The organism is Streptococcus sp. KHUD_014 (genome assembly GCF_051106275.1).
Taxonomy (GTDB): Bacteria; Bacillota; Bacilli; order Lactobacillales; family Streptococcaceae; genus Streptococcus.
The window spans coordinates 1,102,681-1,120,056 of sequence record NZ_CP193666.1; the positions used below are offsets into that span (position 1 = coordinate 1,102,681).

20 protein-coding genes are annotated in these 17,376 nt (G+C 35.5%); all 20 read right to left on the reverse strand.

The genetic code is table 11. The features are described from left to right. Nucleotides 1-161: 161 nt before the first annotated feature. Nucleotides 162-290 (reverse strand): putative holin-like toxin, encoded by a 129-nt coding sequence (locus tag ACORHT_RS05360; RefSeq protein WP_173276792.1) that lies wholly within the window; start codon nt 288-290, stop codon nt 162-164. 153 nt (nt 291-443) lie between these two features. Continuing rightward, entirely contained in the window at nt 444-1,388 is a 945-nt protein-coding gene (locus ACORHT_RS05365) for an N-acetylmuramoyl-L-alanine amidase family protein (RefSeq protein WP_142557286.1), read from the reverse strand. Beyond that, nucleotides 1,378-1,806, reverse strand: a complete 429-nt coding sequence (locus ACORHT_RS05370; RefSeq protein ID WP_045616014.1) for a phage holin family protein — start codon at nt 1,804-1,806, stop codon at nt 1,378-1,380. Before ACORHT_RS05370 ends, ACORHT_RS05365 begins: the two co-directional genes overlap by 11 nt. 12 nt (nt 1,807-1,818) lie before the next feature. Continuing rightward, nucleotides 1,819-2,070 (reverse strand): hypothetical protein, encoded by a 252-nt coding sequence (locus ACORHT_RS05375; protein ID WP_049520299.1) that lies wholly within the window; start codon nt 2,068-2,070, stop codon nt 1,819-1,821. After that, nucleotides 2,070-2,276, reverse strand: a complete 207-nt coding sequence (locus ACORHT_RS05380; RefSeq protein WP_001090723.1) for a hypothetical protein — start codon at nt 2,274-2,276, stop codon at nt 2,070-2,072. Before ACORHT_RS05380 ends, ACORHT_RS05375 begins: the two co-directional genes overlap by 1 nt. Then, the gene (locus ACORHT_RS05385; protein ID WP_434349642.1) at nt 2,230-6,576 is read right to left on the reverse strand and encodes a phage tail spike protein; all 4,347 of its coding nucleotides are present in this window, start codon (nt 6,574-6,576) and stop codon (nt 2,230-2,232) included. The genes ACORHT_RS05380 and ACORHT_RS05385 overlap by 47 nt, the downstream gene beginning before the upstream one ends. Further along, nucleotides 6,577-7,299 (reverse strand): phage tail protein, encoded by a 723-nt coding sequence (locus tag ACORHT_RS05390; protein WP_434349643.1) that lies wholly within the window; start codon nt 7,297-7,299, stop codon nt 6,577-6,579. Beyond that, nucleotides 7,296-10,349, reverse strand: coding sequence for a phage tail tape measure protein (locus ACORHT_RS05395; protein WP_434349644.1), 3,054 nt, complete (start codon nt 10,347-10,349; stop codon nt 7,296-7,298). Before ACORHT_RS05395 ends, ACORHT_RS05390 begins: the two co-directional genes overlap by 4 nt. A gap of 182 nt (nt 10,350-10,531) precedes the next feature. Continuing rightward, a complete protein-coding gene (locus tag ACORHT_RS05400) occupies nt 10,532-10,951 on the reverse strand; it encodes a hypothetical protein (RefSeq protein ID WP_434349645.1) in 420 nt (139 codons plus the stop codon). Between the two features lie 11 nt (nt 10,952-10,962). Next, nucleotides 10,963-11,532, reverse strand: coding sequence for a major tail protein (locus ACORHT_RS05405; protein ID WP_045616007.1), 570 nt, complete (start codon nt 11,530-11,532; stop codon nt 10,963-10,965). Nucleotides 11,533-11,534: 2 nt separating this feature from the next. Then, on the reverse strand, nt 11,535-11,861 hold the full coding sequence (locus tag ACORHT_RS05410; protein ID WP_434349646.1) for a hypothetical protein: 327 nt from the start codon (nt 11,859-11,861) through the stop codon (nt 11,535-11,537). A 7-nt stretch (nt 11,862-11,868) separates the two neighbouring features. Next, nucleotides 11,869-12,237: an HK97 gp10 family phage protein gene (locus ACORHT_RS05415; RefSeq protein WP_434349647.1), complete on the reverse strand. Its 369-nt coding sequence runs from the start codon at nt 12,235-12,237 to the stop codon at nt 11,869-11,871. Beyond that, on the reverse strand, nt 12,215-12,568 hold the full coding sequence (locus ACORHT_RS05420) for a head-tail adaptor protein (protein ID WP_434349648.1): 354 nt from the start codon (nt 12,566-12,568) through the stop codon (nt 12,215-12,217). Before ACORHT_RS05420 ends, ACORHT_RS05415 begins: the two co-directional genes overlap by 23 nt. Further along, nucleotides 12,568-12,825 carry a head-tail connector protein gene (locus tag ACORHT_RS05425; RefSeq protein WP_006153583.1) on the reverse strand — a complete coding sequence of 86 codons (258 nt, stop codon included), beginning with the start codon at nt 12,823-12,825 and terminating at the stop codon, nt 12,568-12,570. Before ACORHT_RS05425 ends, ACORHT_RS05420 begins: the two co-directional genes overlap by 1 nt. A 2-nt stretch (nt 12,826-12,827) precedes the next feature. Further along, a complete protein-coding gene (locus ACORHT_RS05430; protein ID WP_142557306.1) occupies nt 12,828-14,033 on the reverse strand; it encodes a phage major capsid protein in 1,206 nt (401 codons plus the stop codon). A gap of 18 nt (nt 14,034-14,051) precedes the next feature. Continuing rightward, complete coding sequence (locus tag ACORHT_RS05435) at nt 14,052-14,750, reverse strand: head maturation protease, ClpP-related (RefSeq protein WP_434349649.1); 699 nt, start codon at nt 14,748-14,750, stop codon at nt 14,052-14,054. Then, nucleotides 14,743-16,029: a phage portal protein gene (locus ACORHT_RS05440; protein ID WP_434349650.1), complete on the reverse strand. Its 1,287-nt coding sequence runs from the start codon at nt 16,027-16,029 to the stop codon at nt 14,743-14,745. The genes ACORHT_RS05435 and ACORHT_RS05440 overlap by 8 nt, the downstream gene beginning before the upstream one ends. A gap of 263 nt (nt 16,030-16,292) precedes the next feature. Further along, complete coding sequence (locus ACORHT_RS05445; RefSeq protein WP_434349651.1) at nt 16,293-16,478, reverse strand: hypothetical protein; 186 nt, start codon at nt 16,476-16,478, stop codon at nt 16,293-16,295. Between the two features lie 267 nt (nt 16,479-16,745). Next, on the reverse strand, nt 16,746-17,084 hold the full coding sequence (locus ACORHT_RS05450; RefSeq protein ID WP_006153450.1) for a type II toxin-antitoxin system RelE/ParE family toxin: 339 nt from the start codon (nt 17,082-17,084) through the stop codon (nt 16,746-16,748). Continuing rightward, nucleotides 17,077-17,370 (reverse strand): type II toxin-antitoxin system RelB/ParD family antitoxin, encoded by a 294-nt coding sequence (gene relB, locus ACORHT_RS05455; protein WP_045615998.1) that lies wholly within the window; start codon nt 17,368-17,370, stop codon nt 17,077-17,079. Before relB ends, ACORHT_RS05450 begins: the two co-directional genes overlap by 8 nt. Between the last annotated feature and the right edge of the window lie 6 nt (nt 17,371-17,376).

The window sequence follows — 17,376 nt, forward strand, 5'->3', positions numbered from 1 at the left end:
CCAGGCTTAGATTTTTTATTTGAAATTTAATCGCAATATGTTATAATAAACATAGAAAAAGGAGCTGAGCTACCAACTCAACTCCAACGTAGAACCGTTAAAAAGACGGTAGCTCGTATAACAGATTTAATCCGTCCTACTCGCTCAAAAGTGGGGACGGATTATTTTTTGTCCTTGTCTTTGAAGATTTTATAGCACAAGCCAATCAAAGTAATGGCAAAACTACCAAAACCAAGTATTGTCTGTACAACTTCAAATGCGGTCAAAAGAGTGCCCCTCCTTTCCGTCAGATTTTGATGAACTGCCCATAGGCATCACCTCTCTTTCGGTATAAGGAGCCACCGTCTTCACTTTTCTACAATAGATATTATACCACATGAACCACCAACTTCGGTGGTTTATTTTGTTTAAAGATTTATTTTAAGAGTAGTATCTACAAACTCTTAGTTAGTAGTAATCAAACCATCAGGTTCAATCGTAAATTCTGGTTTTACTGATAACGAACCATCAGACTTGAGATAGTACCATCCGTTTCCTGATTTAATAAATTGCTTAGATTTCATATCCCCATCTTTTTCATCCAAGTAATACCAAGTTTCACGATATTTTACCCAACCTTTAGCCATTCTACCATCCGACTTAAAATAGTACCAACGATGATCGATATGCATCCAACCAGTAACCATGGCACCACGCTTATCTAAATAAAACCAATCCTTGCCATCATTGAACCATTTATTGATGAAACAGTAGCCTCTATTATCAAAGTAGAACCATTCTCCTTTGATATTTTTCCATTGAGATTTTGGATAAGAGCCATCTGCTTCTTCCCACCACCAACCAACTTCGTTTCGTTTCCAGTTTCCTTCAGTTAGACCAGATTCAATATCTTTCTTAAACTGTTCTCTACTAATGCCCCATTTTGCAAGGTATGGATAGGGATCTACATGATCACTTCCATTATTTGGTTGGTTGTAAGTACAAAATTGATGAGTTTTAATCCCAGCAAGACTACTAGAATCTAGAGTTTTAGGGATTCCAGCCTCGTCAGCTAACTCACGTAATAGCTTGACATAAAGTCGATAATCTCTCATGAATTCTTCTTTAGATTCATGGCTTTCTATTAGTTCAACTTGAGCGTAACCTTCAACATTCCATCCGCCACCAACATCATAAGCACCTCGGTCTACTAACCAAGTTTGTAGGATACGACCATTCCCTACCACATGGGAGAAAAATCCTGACTCAACTGGACGACGCAAATGGTAATCCGCTTCATTTTGTGCTGTTGAGTTAGGATTACCTGTAGAGTGAGCATGAACTTGTCGATAGGGTTGCTCACCGATTTGAGGAAGATTTGTTCGTAATCTACTTTTATCAACTTCCATGATTATCCTCCTTATCATCGTTAGACTTTCCTTCAGTTAGATGTTCAAAAGCTTTTAAAATTGGTTTAAAAAGTAGAATATTCCCTTTTACTTTTTGATAGTTCTCAATTAGTGATTGGAAAGTAAAAACTAGGTATCCGATATAAATCGAATACAGAAACATAAATCCAGTTTTTTCAGGCAACAAAACAGACATCGGAATCAATAACAGTAACATAAAAATCCCTAAGACTTTACGAATTAATCCATTGATTCCAATTCTACTCTTATACTCAACATCAGGATTTACAATGGCAGCAAATGTGCCTGATGCAAAGTCTACAATTTCCATGATGACAATTAACGCTAACGCATACAAAATAAGCCCATCTTCTGTTTCGATGAGCTTTCTTAAAAAATTAAACAATTCAATATCCATTTTTAATACTCCCTATAGTTCTTTTTTATTTGACTCAATTTCAGCTAAAACAGCATCTTCTAATTCATATCGTTTATCTCGGAACAATTTTTCTTGGTTTCTCATTTCGAGACGATGCTCCGCATAGAGCTCTGAATGATAGAGAAACTCAGATACTGTAGAAACACCATGTTCATCAACATCAACAGTATACTGCTTAACTACTTCATCACCAATCTTCAAATTTCCAACCAAACGTGTTGTTTTAGTAATTTCTAATGCCATTAACTTTCTCCTTTCTCTCTTTTAGTTTTTACTTCCTCAAATAAATCTTTTAGGTCTGAGTCGTATTCTAATACATCTTTCATTAACTGCAATTCGCTTGCAACAACCAAATAAAGAGCCTCATTTTGTGCTGCTTGACCTTCGGTTTGTGCTAGTTTCTTAGTCAACGACTCCATTGCTAATTGATGGATTAAATCTGTGTTCATCTTCTAACATCTCCAATCGTTTATTTAATTTTCGAATATCAAGTATTAACTCTTGAATTCCTTTTAAAGCGATATTCGTTAATCTTGTATTATCAAGATTCAGAAAACCACCATTTTCATACACAAGTGACGAGTCAATTTGTTGAACATCTTGAGCGATGAGTCCAATTTTGGTATGAGCCTTTTGAATACGATTCCCTATTTTCTTCCAGTCATATTCTTTAAATTGAAATCTTTTGATAAAATCGAGTGCTTTATAGTTAGATAAGCCTATATTCTCTTTTAAGTTTTTATCAGAAAAATGTTGGTTAACAATTTGCCATAAGCTATAAGCATTTCCGTTATATGAGTAGTAAATATCATTTCCTGATCCACCAAAGTCTAGAGATACATTACTAGAATTCCAATAACTAATAGTTCCTGTAGTTGAGCCGTTAATGCTACTTTTGCCGTACTTTAACCAGCCAATTCCTTTTGCCTTAATGTATCCTTCGACCGTCAATAGAAAATCATCACTATCACTTGCAGTGTTTCCAGTAGTAAAATCTGAATCTTTGTAAATAAATAAGCCGTAAGGAACATTGTCTCCTCGGCCATAAGAACCTATAAATTGTACGCCTAAACCATCTTTAGAATTAAACTGACGAGGAACATTAATCTGTAATCCACCGTTGATAGCGTCAAATGAACCATAAGCACCTAACTTAATTTTTGTTTCTCCAGTTAGTAATCCACCAGAAATTGTGGTTCCAGTTATTGTGCCACCCTGAATTCTATCACCACTTAGTAAGCCTGACTTTATTTGACTAGCATCAATCCTAACACTTTGTACACTATTGATAAAAGCATTCTTAGCAAACAGCTGTCGTAAATAAGCTTCATTTGCAACTAACTTATTAAAAAACGCCTGATCCACGACAATTTTATCTGCAGTTACTGAATTTGACGCTAATACCATAGTAGTTACAGACCCAGATTCAAAGTTTGATGTCTTTAATTTATCAATCATTCCTGATTTAATGACTGCTCTATCAATTAAAGTATCCCCAGTGATATGAGTTGCCTTACCAATGATTCTATTGATTCCATTTGCGCCTAGATTAATACCTGAAATTAAAGAGCCTGCATTAGTTAAATTTTGAATCGAATAGGAACCTTGATGTTGCTGAACAAGACTTTCTGTTGCAATTTGTTGAAAGGATGTACTATCTACAAAGTTTTTAGGTGGCTGACTACCTCGAACAATTGAAATTTGGCCAACTGCCACATTGCCGTTCTTTTCTACCCAAATATGAAGCCCAAAATCATCTGTTTTTGTCACGGTTTTATTTATCGTAAAAGTTCCTGTAAAAATTTGAGCTGCACCCGTTCTAGTCGGACTGATAGTGAAACCTCCTATTGAGTTACCTGATTTGATTTCAAAACCAACTTTTCCATCAGGTAGTACATCTATCCATAAATTGACCCTATAAGAAAGTTTCTCACCAGCAACAAATTTTTGACTATGAAGAGGCATTTGGAAACCACGCCAACCATTTGTTGTCCTGCCACTTTGTGCAATTCTTAGCAACTTGTATTCATTAGTTCCAGTCATAACTAAATTCGAATTCGGTTCACGTTCTTTATATTTACTAAAATTGGTTGGATCGTATACTAAGTTTTGGGTATCAATTAAATCACTGACTCTTGTAATCAGTCCTTCGGATGTTTGTACAACCTGACTAATTGTTTTGCCCTGTTCACTAATAGTTCTTGTATGACTACCTAGAGTATCTTTTACCTCGTTAAAAGCCGTTACGGTTGTTAAATCTTCGATAGGTTTAGTCCAATAATTTGGGAAGATATCTCCAGTAGTAATCATTAAAGCTCTCCAATGAAACTTACCTGAACTTGCTCCATCAATACGAAATTGTAATTCAAAGTTTTTAAAATTATTGAACATCTCATCTGTTACGATTCGAGAAATCTTAATAAGATGGTAGTTTGTACCAGTTTTTAATGTAGTAGACCAAGAGGTATGAAAGGGATTAGAATGAACACTCCATACAGCACTATTATCTGATTTTTTATAGCCTGGACCTTGTAAGATAATTCTAGGAGTAACAGTTGAATCTAATACAACATTATCGACAGAAATATAAACAAATAGATTGATTTTTGTCCCTGAATAAATGCCAGTCGAATCACCATAAGGAATTTTTCCTAATGTTTGAATCCAATTGAGTTTCGAGTTTATTTCTTTGTATGAAGTCCAACTATCACTGGAACCAGATGCTAAGTTTCGATGAGAAACACTAGTTGGTATTAAAGCTTTAGTTTCACTAATAGTCCGAGTGAAACTATTAGATGTTTCTCTAACTAAGTTTTGCACGCTAGAGTTCGTTACATAACCTCTATCTAAAATATTTTTATCAACATCTGATTTAGTTTGAAATCCTTTTAAATTGATTACAGTTTCCACCTGACTACTGGTCAATCGTTTGGCTATTTCACCTGCTTGAATTTTAATTGTTGTTTCAGTACTAGCAAGTCTATTTGTCGTTTGATTAAAATCTGTTTGTGATACTTTAGTCTTTATAGCATCTGCAGCAATTTGTAAATCAGTTTTAGTTTTAGATATTGCTAATGCGTTCTCTGATATTCTTTGGAGTGCTTCACTAGTTGTTTGTTTAATATTTTCTACATAGGTCTTTTCAGCTTTTAGATTTATTTTATCCTTGGCTTGTAATATTTCCGTTCGTTGTTGCTCTACGGTATTTTTGATAGCATCAAAGTCTGTCTTTGAAACCTTGTTAGTAATAACACCCGTAATCTTATCAATTGAAGATTCTACTGTCGTAATTTGATTCAATAAGCTATTCTTGCTGAGTTCAACTAAACGGTTTGCTTCAGCAATAGCTTCTTTTTTATAATTTAAGGTATCTGTTAGTACTGTATTAGTAGTTTCTTTAACTTCTTTACTGACCTCTAAGGCATGATTAGCTAAATCTCTACTACTATTTGCTTTAGCCAATACATCGTTGTATCTATTTTCATTAAGTAATTCATTAGATAGAACTTTAGAATCAACATCAGCAATCTTTCCTTCAATCTCTTGACGAATACCATCTGCGTAAACTTCTGCACTAGCTTTGACTTTTTCAATATCATCTAGAATTGAATCTTTTTGTTTAGTGAATTCGGCATCAAATGCTGTGTTCGCATTTCTCAAAGCTTTTTCAATTGCGACTTCTTGTAATGTGAAACCAGAGTCTAAAATTTCATTTGCGACAGTTGAAATTGCACTATTTGAAGTTGAAGCACCTACCATTGGTTTATCATCAAAAGTAATCGATATATATTCTTGTGTCAGTGCATCAAATTCATAAGCAACTGCCTTTTTGGGAATATCGATCCCATGTTTCAAACTCTTGATATTTACGGTATCCCCTAAATGTACAACCTGCCCATCGAGTTCATAGGCTTCAATCGTAATAGCATCCGATAACTTATCAATTCCTTCATTCTTAAACTTAGCCTCAGCCCACTTCCTTAACTCCTCAATGCTTTTAAGAGTATTATTTTCGTACTCTTTTTCATTGATATATGGATAGAATGTGATTAGAGGACTATCGACAGTAATTTTAATTGTCTGGTCTTTATCTTTACCATCTGGTTTAAATGTTGATTTTGCATGAATACGAGTAATGATTGATTGAGTTGATTTGGTTCTCTTGTAAGATTTTAGATTCTTATGTGTTGTTATGACAACACCCCTATTTTCACCTCTATTCTTCTTGATTATCAGAGCCAAATTGTCACGAATTAACTCCCCTTCCCAAGTTCCTATGATAGAATGGGCACCATCCATTAAGACAGCATAGAGTGTCTTTACTTCATTTGTATTAAAAGTACGGCGATCTGTAACATCACTCGTAAATGAAAAATCACCAAGATTGGTCTTAGTATTTTGAACCATTTGTGATAAGGCCATACTACAAGTAAGATTAACAACACTAATTGGTTCGATAGACCGTTGCATAATATCATCTGAAATATGGTAGGCGGGTATATCCAAACTATCATCGTTTTCAATTGGCTTTTTAATACGAAATAACTGGAATCCTAAGACAGGCACAGGAGCCTTGATAAGCATATCCTCTTTTATTTGTTTATAGATACCAGAATCGGTAATTGGATAGCGAATAGATAAGGTGAAATCACCGTTCAGGGTTTCTTTTACAATAGCAGAGCTAGTTTCATGAAGAGGTAATCCATTCCACTTTGCAGTTCTAATATCTTTGTTCAACAAAAATAACATTTAAGCCCACCCCCAATTTGTTTCAAAGCTTAAAGAAGTAATACCTCTACCAAGAACAACACCTACTTCTTTTTTAGCGCTTGGATCAATAGTGATAAAATCACCAGACCATTTGATGTACTTTTTGCTAACTGTTAGAAAACTTGGACTATTTGGTTCGTTTACCATCACAAGAGGTTCTGTAACTTTTTCAATTTTAATGACCCGATCTCCAATCGTAAACTGAGTCTCAGTTGCCGAATTCCCCATTATCGTTATTTTGGGGAACGCTAGAGACGTCCCTTGAACTCTAAGTACACCGTTTGATGTCAAAGTTTGTCTATCAATTGATTTAAAGAACTTTGTAGGATGACAAATAAAGGTAGCTTTCGTCGCATACACACCATCTCTCTCTTGTTTTACCTCAGTACATTTTACTCGGTAACACCAAAGACGTGTGGTTTTCATCCGTTCACTCTCAAGCCAAAACTGCTCCTTGATAAATAGACCCATAAATTGATGAAGTTGTTCTTCTGAGGGCTTAACAATGTAAATCGTATATGATTTTTCAATCAAATCTCGGTGCCGATTTGTTTGCGAAAGAGCTCCACTCATTCCTTTATGTTCTAATAAACTCGTCTTACTCTCCGCTAGGATAACAGAAGGCGATTCGTGGACAATCACCTTAAAAGGAAAACTAGAAGTTCCAATTCCATCTATGACTAACTCGTTTCTTTTAATCATATAGTGGCTCCTCTCAATTGTTTTTGATGTGCTAATTCTTCTGCAATTCGACTTGCTACTTCATTTGCTATTTTTTCAATATCTGCCTGTTCTCGGATAATATTTCCAGTAATCGAAATGTTAATGTCTGGCATTCTTAAATCCATCGTTCTTGCAATACCTCTTCCGATTGCCCCAAGAGTAGATTCATTTAAAGGGAGTACCGCTTCGTTTCCTGCTTCTCCTCCTACCATTAGGGAATTCCCTATTGTTCCGAAGGCAGTTGGTTTTGTTAAAATTCCCCCTTTTGCATACCACTCAATTCCGATTCTAGGAATTTGTCCCTTTAACCAATCCAGAGGGTTTGCAGATCCTGACACACTAAAATGAGGTAAAGGAATGTGTGGCCACTGAAATCTGAAATTAAAGAGATTTTTGATAGCAGTTATAGCAGTTGAAACTGCATTTTTAGCAGTGTTGATTGCATTTGAAATCGTATTTTTTACTCCATTCCAAACATTGGACACTGTACTTGAGATTTCATTTAAAATACCTGAAATAGTTGAACTGATACTATTCCAAATTGTACTGACAACGTTACTAATTGCTGATAAGAGATTACTAATTGTGTTCTTAATCCCATTCCAGGTGTTTGATATAAGTTGACTAATAGTACTTAGAACTAAGCTTACAATTGACTTGATGGATTCCCATACTGTTGAAATAACTACCTTTATTGTTTCCCATGCACCAGACCAATCTCCTGTTATAACCTGCATGATTGCTTTAATAATGCCTAAGACAAGATTGATTGCTGTTTCAACTACTTGTTTGATGATTTCCCAAGCTGTGCTGATAATCAGTTTTATATTTTCCCATGCTGCCTGAATATAGGGTTCTAGAATTGACATAACGGTAGTTATGACTGTTGAGATTGCATTCCAAACTGTGGTTGCAGCTGCAAGAATTAAATCTTGATTGTCAGTCCACCATGAAGTTAGAGTCCCCCAAATGCTTAAAATAAAGTCTGATATTTCTTGAATGATAGTAGATATAAAAGAATATATAGCATTCCAAATATCCATTACTGCTGTTCTAAATCCCTCGTTATGTTCCCAAAGTTCTTTTATACCAACAATTAACAAAGCTAGAACAGCTACAATTCCTAATACTATAGCAATAACAGGTGCTACACTTGCTATTAAGCCACCAATTGTGACACCCATTGCTAAGGCAGCTGCCTGAAGTGCTAAAAATATAGGGAGTAATAATCCTAATCCAGTAATGAGGCTACCTACAATAATGATAAATTGTTTTACTGGCGTTGATAAACTAGAGAACCACTCTGCAACTGAACGTAACAAATCAGCTAAAATCTCTAGTATCGGTGCAAAAGTGACAGCAATAGCATCCCCAACTTCAGCCAATGCTAACTTCGCTTCATTTTGAGCAGTTGTAAATTTATCAATTGGATCTAGTGTCGCTTCATAAGTTGAGCCGACTGTTCCTGATGCTTTCTTTGCTGTTTCAGCTAAGTCATCAAAAGATAAAGCACCACGATTAATAGCATCCACCATTCGTGGAGCACCCTTAGTTCCAAATATATCTGAAGCGAGGGTTAACTTTTCAGTTTCGCTAGTTGAATTTTTAATTTTTTCGATGGTTTCAGATAAACCTTGCTGTAAAGTCTTTCCTGATGCCGCATACTTCACCGATGCTTTTGATAAGGATGATAAAGAGGCTGATGAATCCACACCAGCCTTTTCAAATTTCCCCATTAAAGCAACGCCCTCATCAAATGAAAGCCCTAATGCCTTAATTTGTGGTGCTCCAGAAACAACCTTATCCATCAGATCTTGAACACCTACACCAGTAGCTTGACTGGTAAAGGTGACAGTATCAAGAACACTAGACAAATCCGTTGCCTGTAAGCCGTATGCTTCTATAGCTTTCTTAGCTGAAATAGCTGATGAGGTAACATCACTCCCATTTATGGATGCGAATTGGATGAGATAACTTGAAGCTGATTTTAAACTATCACCGGTTAAAGCAAATTGTGTGTTCAACTCTCCGACTGCACTACCAGCAGTATTAAAGTCTGTTGGAATTTCAGTAGCAAGGTTCTTTGCGATAGTTGTCATCTCTTCTAAAGCTTTGCCAGAAGCACCAGTTTTGGTGACAATGATATCCATCCCTTCATCAACTTCGTTAAAAGCTTCAAGCGACTGTTTCCCAAAATCAATCAATTTTTGTGATAATTCTGCTAAACGATCACTGAATTCCATTAGGATATCTGCCTTTAAGAGATGATTGATTTCTGATAGATTATCCTTCGCACTTGTTGAACTAGTGCCCATCTCTTCCATCTCATTTTGAAGATGATTATAGGCCGTTTTGGTATCATTTAGAGTCTGTTCCAGTTTATTGGCTTCAATCGAATTTTCGCCATACTGAGATTTTGTTAGTTCTAGCTGTTTCTCTAAATTCTGAATCTGTTTTTCTAGTAAGAAGGAACTTTCATTTACTTTTTTCTGAGCTAAAGCTAGCTTTTCAGATTCACTAGCATTTGAAGAAAGTTCACTTTCTTGCAATTTAAATTGACTTGTTAATTTTTCACTCTCAGAAGCTAGACGAGCTTGTTCTTGTTTCAAACTATCCCATTGACTTTTAGTAGTACCTATTCGATTACCATTTTCCGATAAGGCTTGATTGACACCCTCTAGTTTGCTTTCGTAACTTTTCAGTACTGTCTGAGTAGTTTCTACTTCCCTTTGAAAGGCTCGATATTGTTCCGCCCCAATATTACCAGATTTAAATTGTGCTTCAACTTGTGCTTGTGCCTGTCTTAAGGTAGCTAACTTTTCTTTAGTAGTTTCAACTTGTTTAGCAAGCACTTCTTGTTTTTGAGTAAGGAGTGTGACATTTCCTGTATCAAACTTAAGAGCCTTATCAATTTGTTTCAATTCTTTAGTTGATTCAGCGGCTTGTTTATTTACCCCTTTTAAGGCATTTTGCAAGGGTTGTGTATCACCACCAATTTCTATTGTGATGCCTTTTATATTTCCAGCCATGTTCACATCTCCTTTCTATTAAAAATTATCAAAATCACTTTGATTTGCTTTTCTTGTGTTGCTTGTTTCATTTGTCCGCAAGTTTACATAATCAGTTTGATAATCAAGAGCCATCCCAATTGAAATATGTTTTAAGTCGTCTATGGATAAGCCAGTTTCCTTACAACAAAATAAATAGCTTTCTACCGTAAAGATTTCTTCACTTGCTGTTTCTGTTTGATCTGCTTTTTTCTTGTATTCATCCCTTGGTTAAGCATGTTCATTAAGATAGTTGCTACTTCTTGAACTGGAAACTCTTCCATCTCCATAAAGAATTCTTTGAATGGTTTAATTCTTGGATTAGCCGATTTAGCAAACACCCAAAAAATTCTGTGAAAAAAAGTCATATCAAAATTGGTCAGGATGGATAGATCAATGTCACCAGTTTCGAGTTTTTCTTCCTCATTTAGGTGCTCAATCTTATCAATAATTGACTGCGTACTCACCATTGAAAACAAGTCTTGAAAATAATCTTTACCAAACTGTTCTTTATAGGCAATCGGTGTATATGCATTAGTAGCCAATTCATAGGTCTTTCCTGAAATTGTAATACTATCTCTCATCTGTAACTCCTTTATTCACGAGGTTCAAAGACTTCCTTGAACCAATTCTGACGAATCTCATCACTTGTTTCTTCTGTCGTTTTGCGACGAACCACCTTATCAAGTGGACGGGGACTTGCAGTAAAGTTTAACTCAACCTCATTAATATCTGAACCAGATTTTGTTTTTGATCCCATTGACGGACGTGATGCGTAACAGTAATACAAAACATGAAGTGTTTCTTTCTTATCTCCTTCAAAACGAAACATCAGAGCGAAATTCTTCTTTTCAGCATTTGCGATTTCAGAAATTGTTTTAGTTGTTGGATCTAATTTTTCTCCTAAGACACGAGTTAAAAATTCTTGAGTTAATAAGGCGAGCTTCAATGTTCCCTCATAACCATCATTTGATTCCGAAGTATAAAAGTTGATATTATCTGCCTTGTATGAACCTTTGTCACCAGTCGGTTCCAAGGTTAGTTCTGCTGCACCTCGTAATCGTTCAACCGTCCCATAAGTCAATGCGCCATTTGAAGCTTCAGTTGTAACTTCTGCCCAATGAACATCTTGTAATCCAAAGGTAACTTTATTTTTTTCAGTCATAACTATCCTCCGTTTAATGAAATGTAATATGTAATTTGATAGAGTTTTTCAGATGAGATATAAGTCTCTACTTTGTCAAAAAAGATTGAATGACTATCAAATAAGTCATCCATCTTATTTTCGATTTCTAAGTCCTTCTTTAAGGTATATAGTTCCACTTGAAGATTAAGAGTCTTATGATAGCTCCAATTATCAGCTCCAGCATTTTCAGAATCCTTAACAAGATATACAATAAATGGTGGAGCTGGACTTCTTCCTTCTTCAAAATGATGATAAGCTACTGGAAACTTTGTTTTTGTTAAAATGTTATAGAAATCTTTTAATGTCATTAAATCCTCACAATCTTTGTCTCAGCTTATCTTCAAGTGACTTAACAGCACTTTTTTCAACGATTTCAATATGTTTTTGCCCTTCTACTCGACCACCATTTTGTTTAGCGTGACCATTTTCCAGGAGATGAGTTAATCCTGGTGTTCGGTTGTGAACAGTCTTTGTTAAGCCTGTAGGACTGTCACTTGTGGACTTGCTTTTCCAACCTCGTGCATACTTACCAGTTTTTCGTGGAGATAAGAGTTTTAAGGTATCTACAGCACTGTCTGTTACTTCTTCCACTACCTCTCGCATTGTAGATGTCGTCTCTTTAATGTAATCCCCCAACTCTTGATCAATTACTTTTTCCAACTCATCCATTCCTATCCTGTTCATAGTCATTCTCCTTAGTTGCTACAATATAAATCAATTGCTTAGGAACGCTATCACCATCAATTGAATCTATCGTAAAGTAGGCGTCTCTGTACTTTATCCTAGCTTTTAATGAACTTAGATTTAGTACCGTTTTGTCGTACCTTAATGTAAATTGGATTTTGTTATAAAGGAGTTTAGACACGCTCCCCTCATTTTCTGTTAAAGTCAATGGCCGACTAGAACACCATCTTTGGAAAACTGTGCTCCAAACTGAAGATTCATTTCCAATTTCATCAACCACAATTTTACGAACTTCAAATGTAAGACGGTCACGTAACGGAGCAATTTTCATCAAAAGATATCCTTCCTATCAGCTAATAGTAGGTGATATAACATTTGTTTTAACTCTTTATAATTAGCTGTTTCACGGTGTTCATAAAGATAGGCAACCCCATACAGGATTGCCATTCTTAGAACCTCACTGTAAGTATTCTGCCTTAATGTTTCTTCACAGAGTTTCTTACTCGTATCAATCAATTGCGTAATCAAGTCATCTTCATCTGTGTTTTCTACCTTAAGGTAAAGTTTTGCTTCTTCTAGACTTATCATGATTATTTTGCTTTCACAGTTAAAATTTTTACTGCTTCTGGTAATACTAATTTCCCATCAACACGTTGAGATGCAAGAAAACCAATTTGACCATTATTAGCATAAAGTTCATTGAGACGTTTAAAAGTACGTCCTTGGCGGTCTGCAATCCAGTAATATGAGAAATCACCAAATGCAATAGCTTTATTCCCCTGTTCAGGTAGGGGTGCAAAGGTAGATGTATAGTATGGACGGTTAAGAATTAAATCTGGTTGTCCAGCTTGTGTAGACGGTTGCCAAATATAATTTCCGTTATTGTCTTTCAGTTTACGGATTGCTTTGACAGTTGTATCATGAAGAATCCATACTGCATTTTTACGATACGGAGCAGGAAGAGAATGATACAATTCAATCATGTCATCAAACGTAATGTCTTTAGTCGTCGTTGTAGGACCAGTAACATTTGCTTGCGTAAAGATTCCTGTTGGTTTCTTTGAGCCATCTCCAATAAGGAATGATTTCTCTTCTTCTGTACCAATACGTCGTGCAAACTCACTAGTCATATAGGATTCTAAATCAAATACTGAGTCATTTAACAATTCTTCTGAGATTCGAATAGCTGTTCCAATCTTATGCGAATCAAGTGTTACTTGACCAAATGTCTCATCAGTTTCAGGATAAAGTCCATTTTCATCCATCCACGACGCAGTTCCATGCCCTGTAACAACTGGAATCTTCCGCTCTCCACTTGATGTTTTAATGACAGTTGCTAGACTTCGGAAGAAATTCTCTTCTTGAAGACCTTGAACTAGTTTTTTCTCATACTCATCAGGTACTAAATGGCCACCCTCTGTATCTTCTCCAACACGAAGAACATCCTTAACATCAAAGAAATTACGCTTACGGACATTCGTCCAAAAGGTTTTGGAATAGGCATCAGACTTAGTTCCCTTCTTCTCATCTTCTACCTCACTATCTTTTAAGACAGTGGTAGGCTGTCTTGTCAAAGCCTGAGAAGTTGGTTGAGCAAGTTCTAGATCAATCTTTTCTTGTCGTTCTAAGCGAGCAATTTCTTGATTATAGCGATTGATTTTACTTTCCATTTCATCATAGCGTTGAGAATCTTCTTCTGAGACTAAACCATCTTCAGTTCGCACTGAGTCTAGAAAAGTTTTTGCTTGTTCCCAAGCTTGATTTCGTTTTTCTTTTAATTCAAGTAATTTAGACATAGGTTAGTTTTCCTTTCATTATTTCAATAAATCTAATCGTTTTCTTAACTGATTGAGAGGAGTCGTTGATAAAGGTTTGTAGCTATCTATTTTGGCTTGAAGTTTAACAACAAGGTTATGATCCGCAGTGGCTCTACTAAATGAATAACTGCTTAGTTCTAGTTCTTCTTTAGATTCATCTTTACTGAATAAAATCTTGTCCGCAAAGCCAAGTTCAACTGCTTTTCTCGCATTAAACCATGATTCAGAATCCATTAAATGTGAGATTTTTGTCCTAGATAATCCTGTTCTTAACTCATAGGCATTCATAATAGACTCTTTGATTTCCCCCAGCATTTCAATGACCTTTTCCATATCCCTTGCTTCACCTTGTGCAATTGTCCATGGATTGTGAATCATCATCATTGCAACAGGACTCATGGATACTGTTGTTCCAGCCATGGCAATGACACTGGCAGCACTAGCGGCAAGACCATCAATTATGACATGCACATTTCCCTTGTAATCCATCAGCATGTTATAGATTTGTGCTGCAGCAAAAACATCACCCCCTGGACTATTAATCCAGAGGGTGATATCACCTTTTCCTGCATTTAAATCATTTTTAAAGAGTTGTGGAGTAACTTCATCTCCAAACCATGTTTCATCAGCAATCTGTCCTTCAATACGAAGAGTGCGAATATTCCCTTCGTCTGAAAAACTCCAAAATTTACGCATCTTCTTCCTCCTTTGGTTTTTCTTGAGGTTGTTCAATTACCTGTTTTGTCATAAAACCACCAGCATCTTTTAATTTAGTCATATTTCCGTTAATCAAATAAAGGTTTCCTCCTTCTTCATCTGTTAAAAGATTTAAATCTTCAAGTTCTCGAATATCATTTGTAGATAGCCAGCCATTCTGTCTTGCAATAGCATACCCACTCATACGACTTTGATAATCCCCACGTAATAAACCATCTACATTGAACTTAACAAAGTACTTCTTCTTTTCTTCAGGTAAAAAAAGAGACCTCTTGAAGGCCTGTTCTAAACGAACTACCCAAGGGTCTAATGTGTATTTAACAAACTCAAGTGATTGTTGCTCGATATTTGAAAATGAAGATTTTTCTAAATCACCAATCATATGTGGTGGTATCCTATACAAACGTGCAATCTCATTGATTTGAAACTTACGAGTCTGTAAGAATTGTGCTTCTTCTGGTGGAATACCTATTTGAGTGTACTTCATCCCTTCTTCTAGAACTGCAACTTTATGTGCATTTGTTACACCGTTATAAACCGCATTCCAAGAATCACGTACTCTTTTTGGATCCTTCAAAATCCCTGGATGTTCCAATACACCACCTGGATTTGCACCATTTTTAAAGAATGATGCTCCGTAATTCTCTGTAGCCAAAGTCATCCCAATTGCGTTCTTTGCTAATGCGATGGGAGAATAGCCAATCAATCCATCAAAACCAAGTCCTGGAATGTGAAGGACATCTTCTTGTTTTAAAATAACACTGCCTTTATCCTTGAAATTTGGATTTTCTTCGGTCTGACGTTGATATTTGTAGTAAAGTTTCCCACTTTCATCACGGTGTACTGACATTTTATCCGGTAACAAAGGATACAAACTGATAACCTGACCGCTCTTATCCCTTATGATTTGAATATAGGCATTTCCCCATATCAAAAGATGAGTCATCAAAGTTTCTCGAAAGACAAATGAAGACATCTCTGGATTTGGTTCATCATGAAGCAAGAAATAAAGAGGGTGTTCAAATTTCTTCTCTCTCCCATTAGATGTTCTTTCGTAAATATGAATGGGTAGAGATGCGACAGCTTCAGCTAATATTCGCACACAAGCATAAACAGCTGTAGTCTGCATCGCTTTAAATTCATCGACATTTTCACCACTAGAAGTTCGTCCAAAAAGATAGGAAAAGTCCTGCCCCTCATAGCTATTATGCGGTTTATCTCTTGATCTTTTCCTTCCAATAAAATCTAAGAATCCCATCTTATCCTCCATTTTTAAATACAATAAAAGCATCTCATTTGTGAGATGCTATACTAATTATAATTGAATTTTTACAAGGTACATTTATTATATGATTAAATGTCTATTATATAGCGTATTTTAAAAGGAGGTTTTATCATAATTGTTATTTGTAATACGTTATATATAAGTAATTAGGTACCAAAAAGGTACTGAATTTTTTGTTTCGGAGCTTATAAAACATAGGAAAAAGAATGCATAATAGGCGTCCTTTTTATAGTGTATCAGCTATAAACACGTTTCGATGGTTCATAAACTTTTTCAATTTTGAAACCGTATTGATTAATTAAAATATCTTCTGCTTGAAACGCATCGAGAATACCGTCTAACAACATTGTTTTCTTTTGTAGCATATTATAATCGTCACGATATTCAAAAAAAACTTCAGTTTGTTTATTCTTGTAAGTCATCTTCTACACACCTCCTTTCTTTTTTTAAAAGACCTCCACAATATTAGTATGCCACAAAATCAATAAAATCTGAGATATTTCAACAAAAAAACTTCAAAAATGTAAAATTATTATCTAAGTAGTTAGATTTCTGCCCTGATAGCTATTATGTGGTTTATCTCGTGATCTTTTTCGTCCGATAAAATCTAAGAATCTCATCTAATCCTCCATTTTTGAGTACAATAAAAGCACCTCATTTATGAGATGCTCTATGAATTATAATTGAATTTATTTATTGAATAACTTAGCCCAATTCTGTTTAGAATTTAAAATTCTGGAGACATAAACCTCATATTTGTCGATATAATAAAAAGCTAAGTAATTTTCAATAGGCATATATCTATAACGTTTTCCGTCATCTGTTAATTCACCATAACCTCGACTCGACACCAAAGGACATGCTTCTGGAAAGGTTTCTAAAGTTTCTAGTGCCGTTAAAATAAGGTCTAATTTACTATCGGCAGATTGCTGGCTGTAAAAATTCAGTACAATATAATCATGTATTTCTCTCAAGTCTTTCTTAGCTTGATCCGTAAGAGAAACATGGTAACGTTTATGATTACTCAAGTCCAAATTCCTTTCTTACATCTGCTAAAGACGTTAGTTTCCCTTGCTCAATTTCTTGATGGCCCAACAAGATTTCCTTTTTCAAATCTTCAAAAGCAACCTGATATTGAGTCTCTTGTGAATCACTAAATACGAACTCTTTGGGATCAACTGCACCTGTCGCAATTTTACGAAGTGCAGCATTAAAGATATCTGACAGGGTTAACTTTTCATCAGCTAAGATTTCTTTCGTTTGTTGATAAAAAGTCGAATCTGCTCTAAAATTAACAGGTTGAGTACTTGCCATGATTAA

Excerpts from the sequence above, each read along its gene's own strand:
- ACORHT_RS05365 (WP_142557286.1), bottom strand. The coding sequence starts at position 1,388 with ATGGAAGTTGATAAAAGTAGATTACGAACAAATCTTCCTCAAATCGGT.
- ACORHT_RS05370 (WP_045616014.1), bottom strand. The coding sequence starts at position 1,806 with ATGGATATTGAATTGTTTAATTTTTTAAGAAAGCTCATCGAAACAGAA.
- ACORHT_RS05375 (WP_049520299.1), bottom strand. The coding sequence starts at position 2,070 with ATGGCATTAGAAATTACTAAAACAACACGTTTGGTTGGAAATTTGAAG.
- ACORHT_RS05380 (WP_001090723.1), bottom strand. The coding sequence starts at position 2,276 with ATGAACACAGATTTAATCCATCAATTAGCAATGGAGTCGTTGACTAAG.
- ACORHT_RS05385 (WP_434349642.1), bottom strand. The coding sequence starts at position 6,576 with ATGTTATTTTTGTTGAACAAAGATATTAGAACTGCAAAGTGGAATGGA.
- ACORHT_RS05390 (WP_434349643.1), bottom strand. The coding sequence starts at position 7,299 with ATGATTAAAAGAAACGAGTTAGTCATAGATGGAATTGGAACTTCTAGT.
- ACORHT_RS05395 (WP_434349644.1), bottom strand. The coding sequence starts at position 10,349 with ATGGCTGGAAATATAAAAGGCATCACAATAGAAATTGGTGGTGATACA.
- ACORHT_RS05400 (WP_434349645.1), bottom strand. The coding sequence starts at position 10,951 with ATGAGAGATAGTATTACAATTTCAGGAAAGACCTATGAATTGGCTACT.
- ACORHT_RS05405 (WP_045616007.1), bottom strand. The coding sequence starts at position 11,532 with ATGACTGAAAAAAATAAAGTTACCTTTGGATTACAAGATGTTCATTGG.
- ACORHT_RS05410 (WP_434349646.1), bottom strand. The coding sequence starts at position 11,861 with ATGACATTAAAAGATTTCTATAACATTTTAACAAAAACAAAGTTTCCA.
- ACORHT_RS05415 (WP_434349647.1), bottom strand. The coding sequence starts at position 12,237 with ATGAACAGGATAGGAATGGATGAGTTGGAAAAAGTAATTGATCAAGAG.
- ACORHT_RS05420 (WP_434349648.1), bottom strand. The coding sequence starts at position 12,568 with ATGAAAATTGCTCCGTTACGTGACCGTCTTACATTTGAAGTTCGTAAA.
- ACORHT_RS05425 (WP_006153583.1), bottom strand. The coding sequence starts at position 12,825 with ATGATAAGTCTAGAAGAAGCAAAACTTTACCTTAAGGTAGAAAACACA.
- ACORHT_RS05430 (WP_142557306.1), bottom strand. The coding sequence starts at position 14,033 with ATGTCTAAATTACTTGAATTAAAAGAAAAACGAAATCAAGCTTGGGAA.
- ACORHT_RS05435 (WP_434349649.1), bottom strand. The coding sequence starts at position 14,750 with ATGCGTAAATTTTGGAGTTTTTCAGACGAAGGGAATATTCGCACTCTT.
- ACORHT_RS05440 (WP_434349650.1), bottom strand. The coding sequence starts at position 16,029 with ATGGGATTCTTAGATTTTATTGGAAGGAAAAGATCAAGAGATAAACCG.
- ACORHT_RS05445 (WP_434349651.1), bottom strand. The coding sequence starts at position 16,478 with ATGACTTACAAGAATAAACAAACTGAAGTTTTTTTTGAATATCGTGAC.
- relB (WP_045615998.1), bottom strand. The coding sequence starts at position 17,370 with ATGGCAAGTACTCAACCTGTTAATTTTAGAGCAGATTCGACTTTTTAT.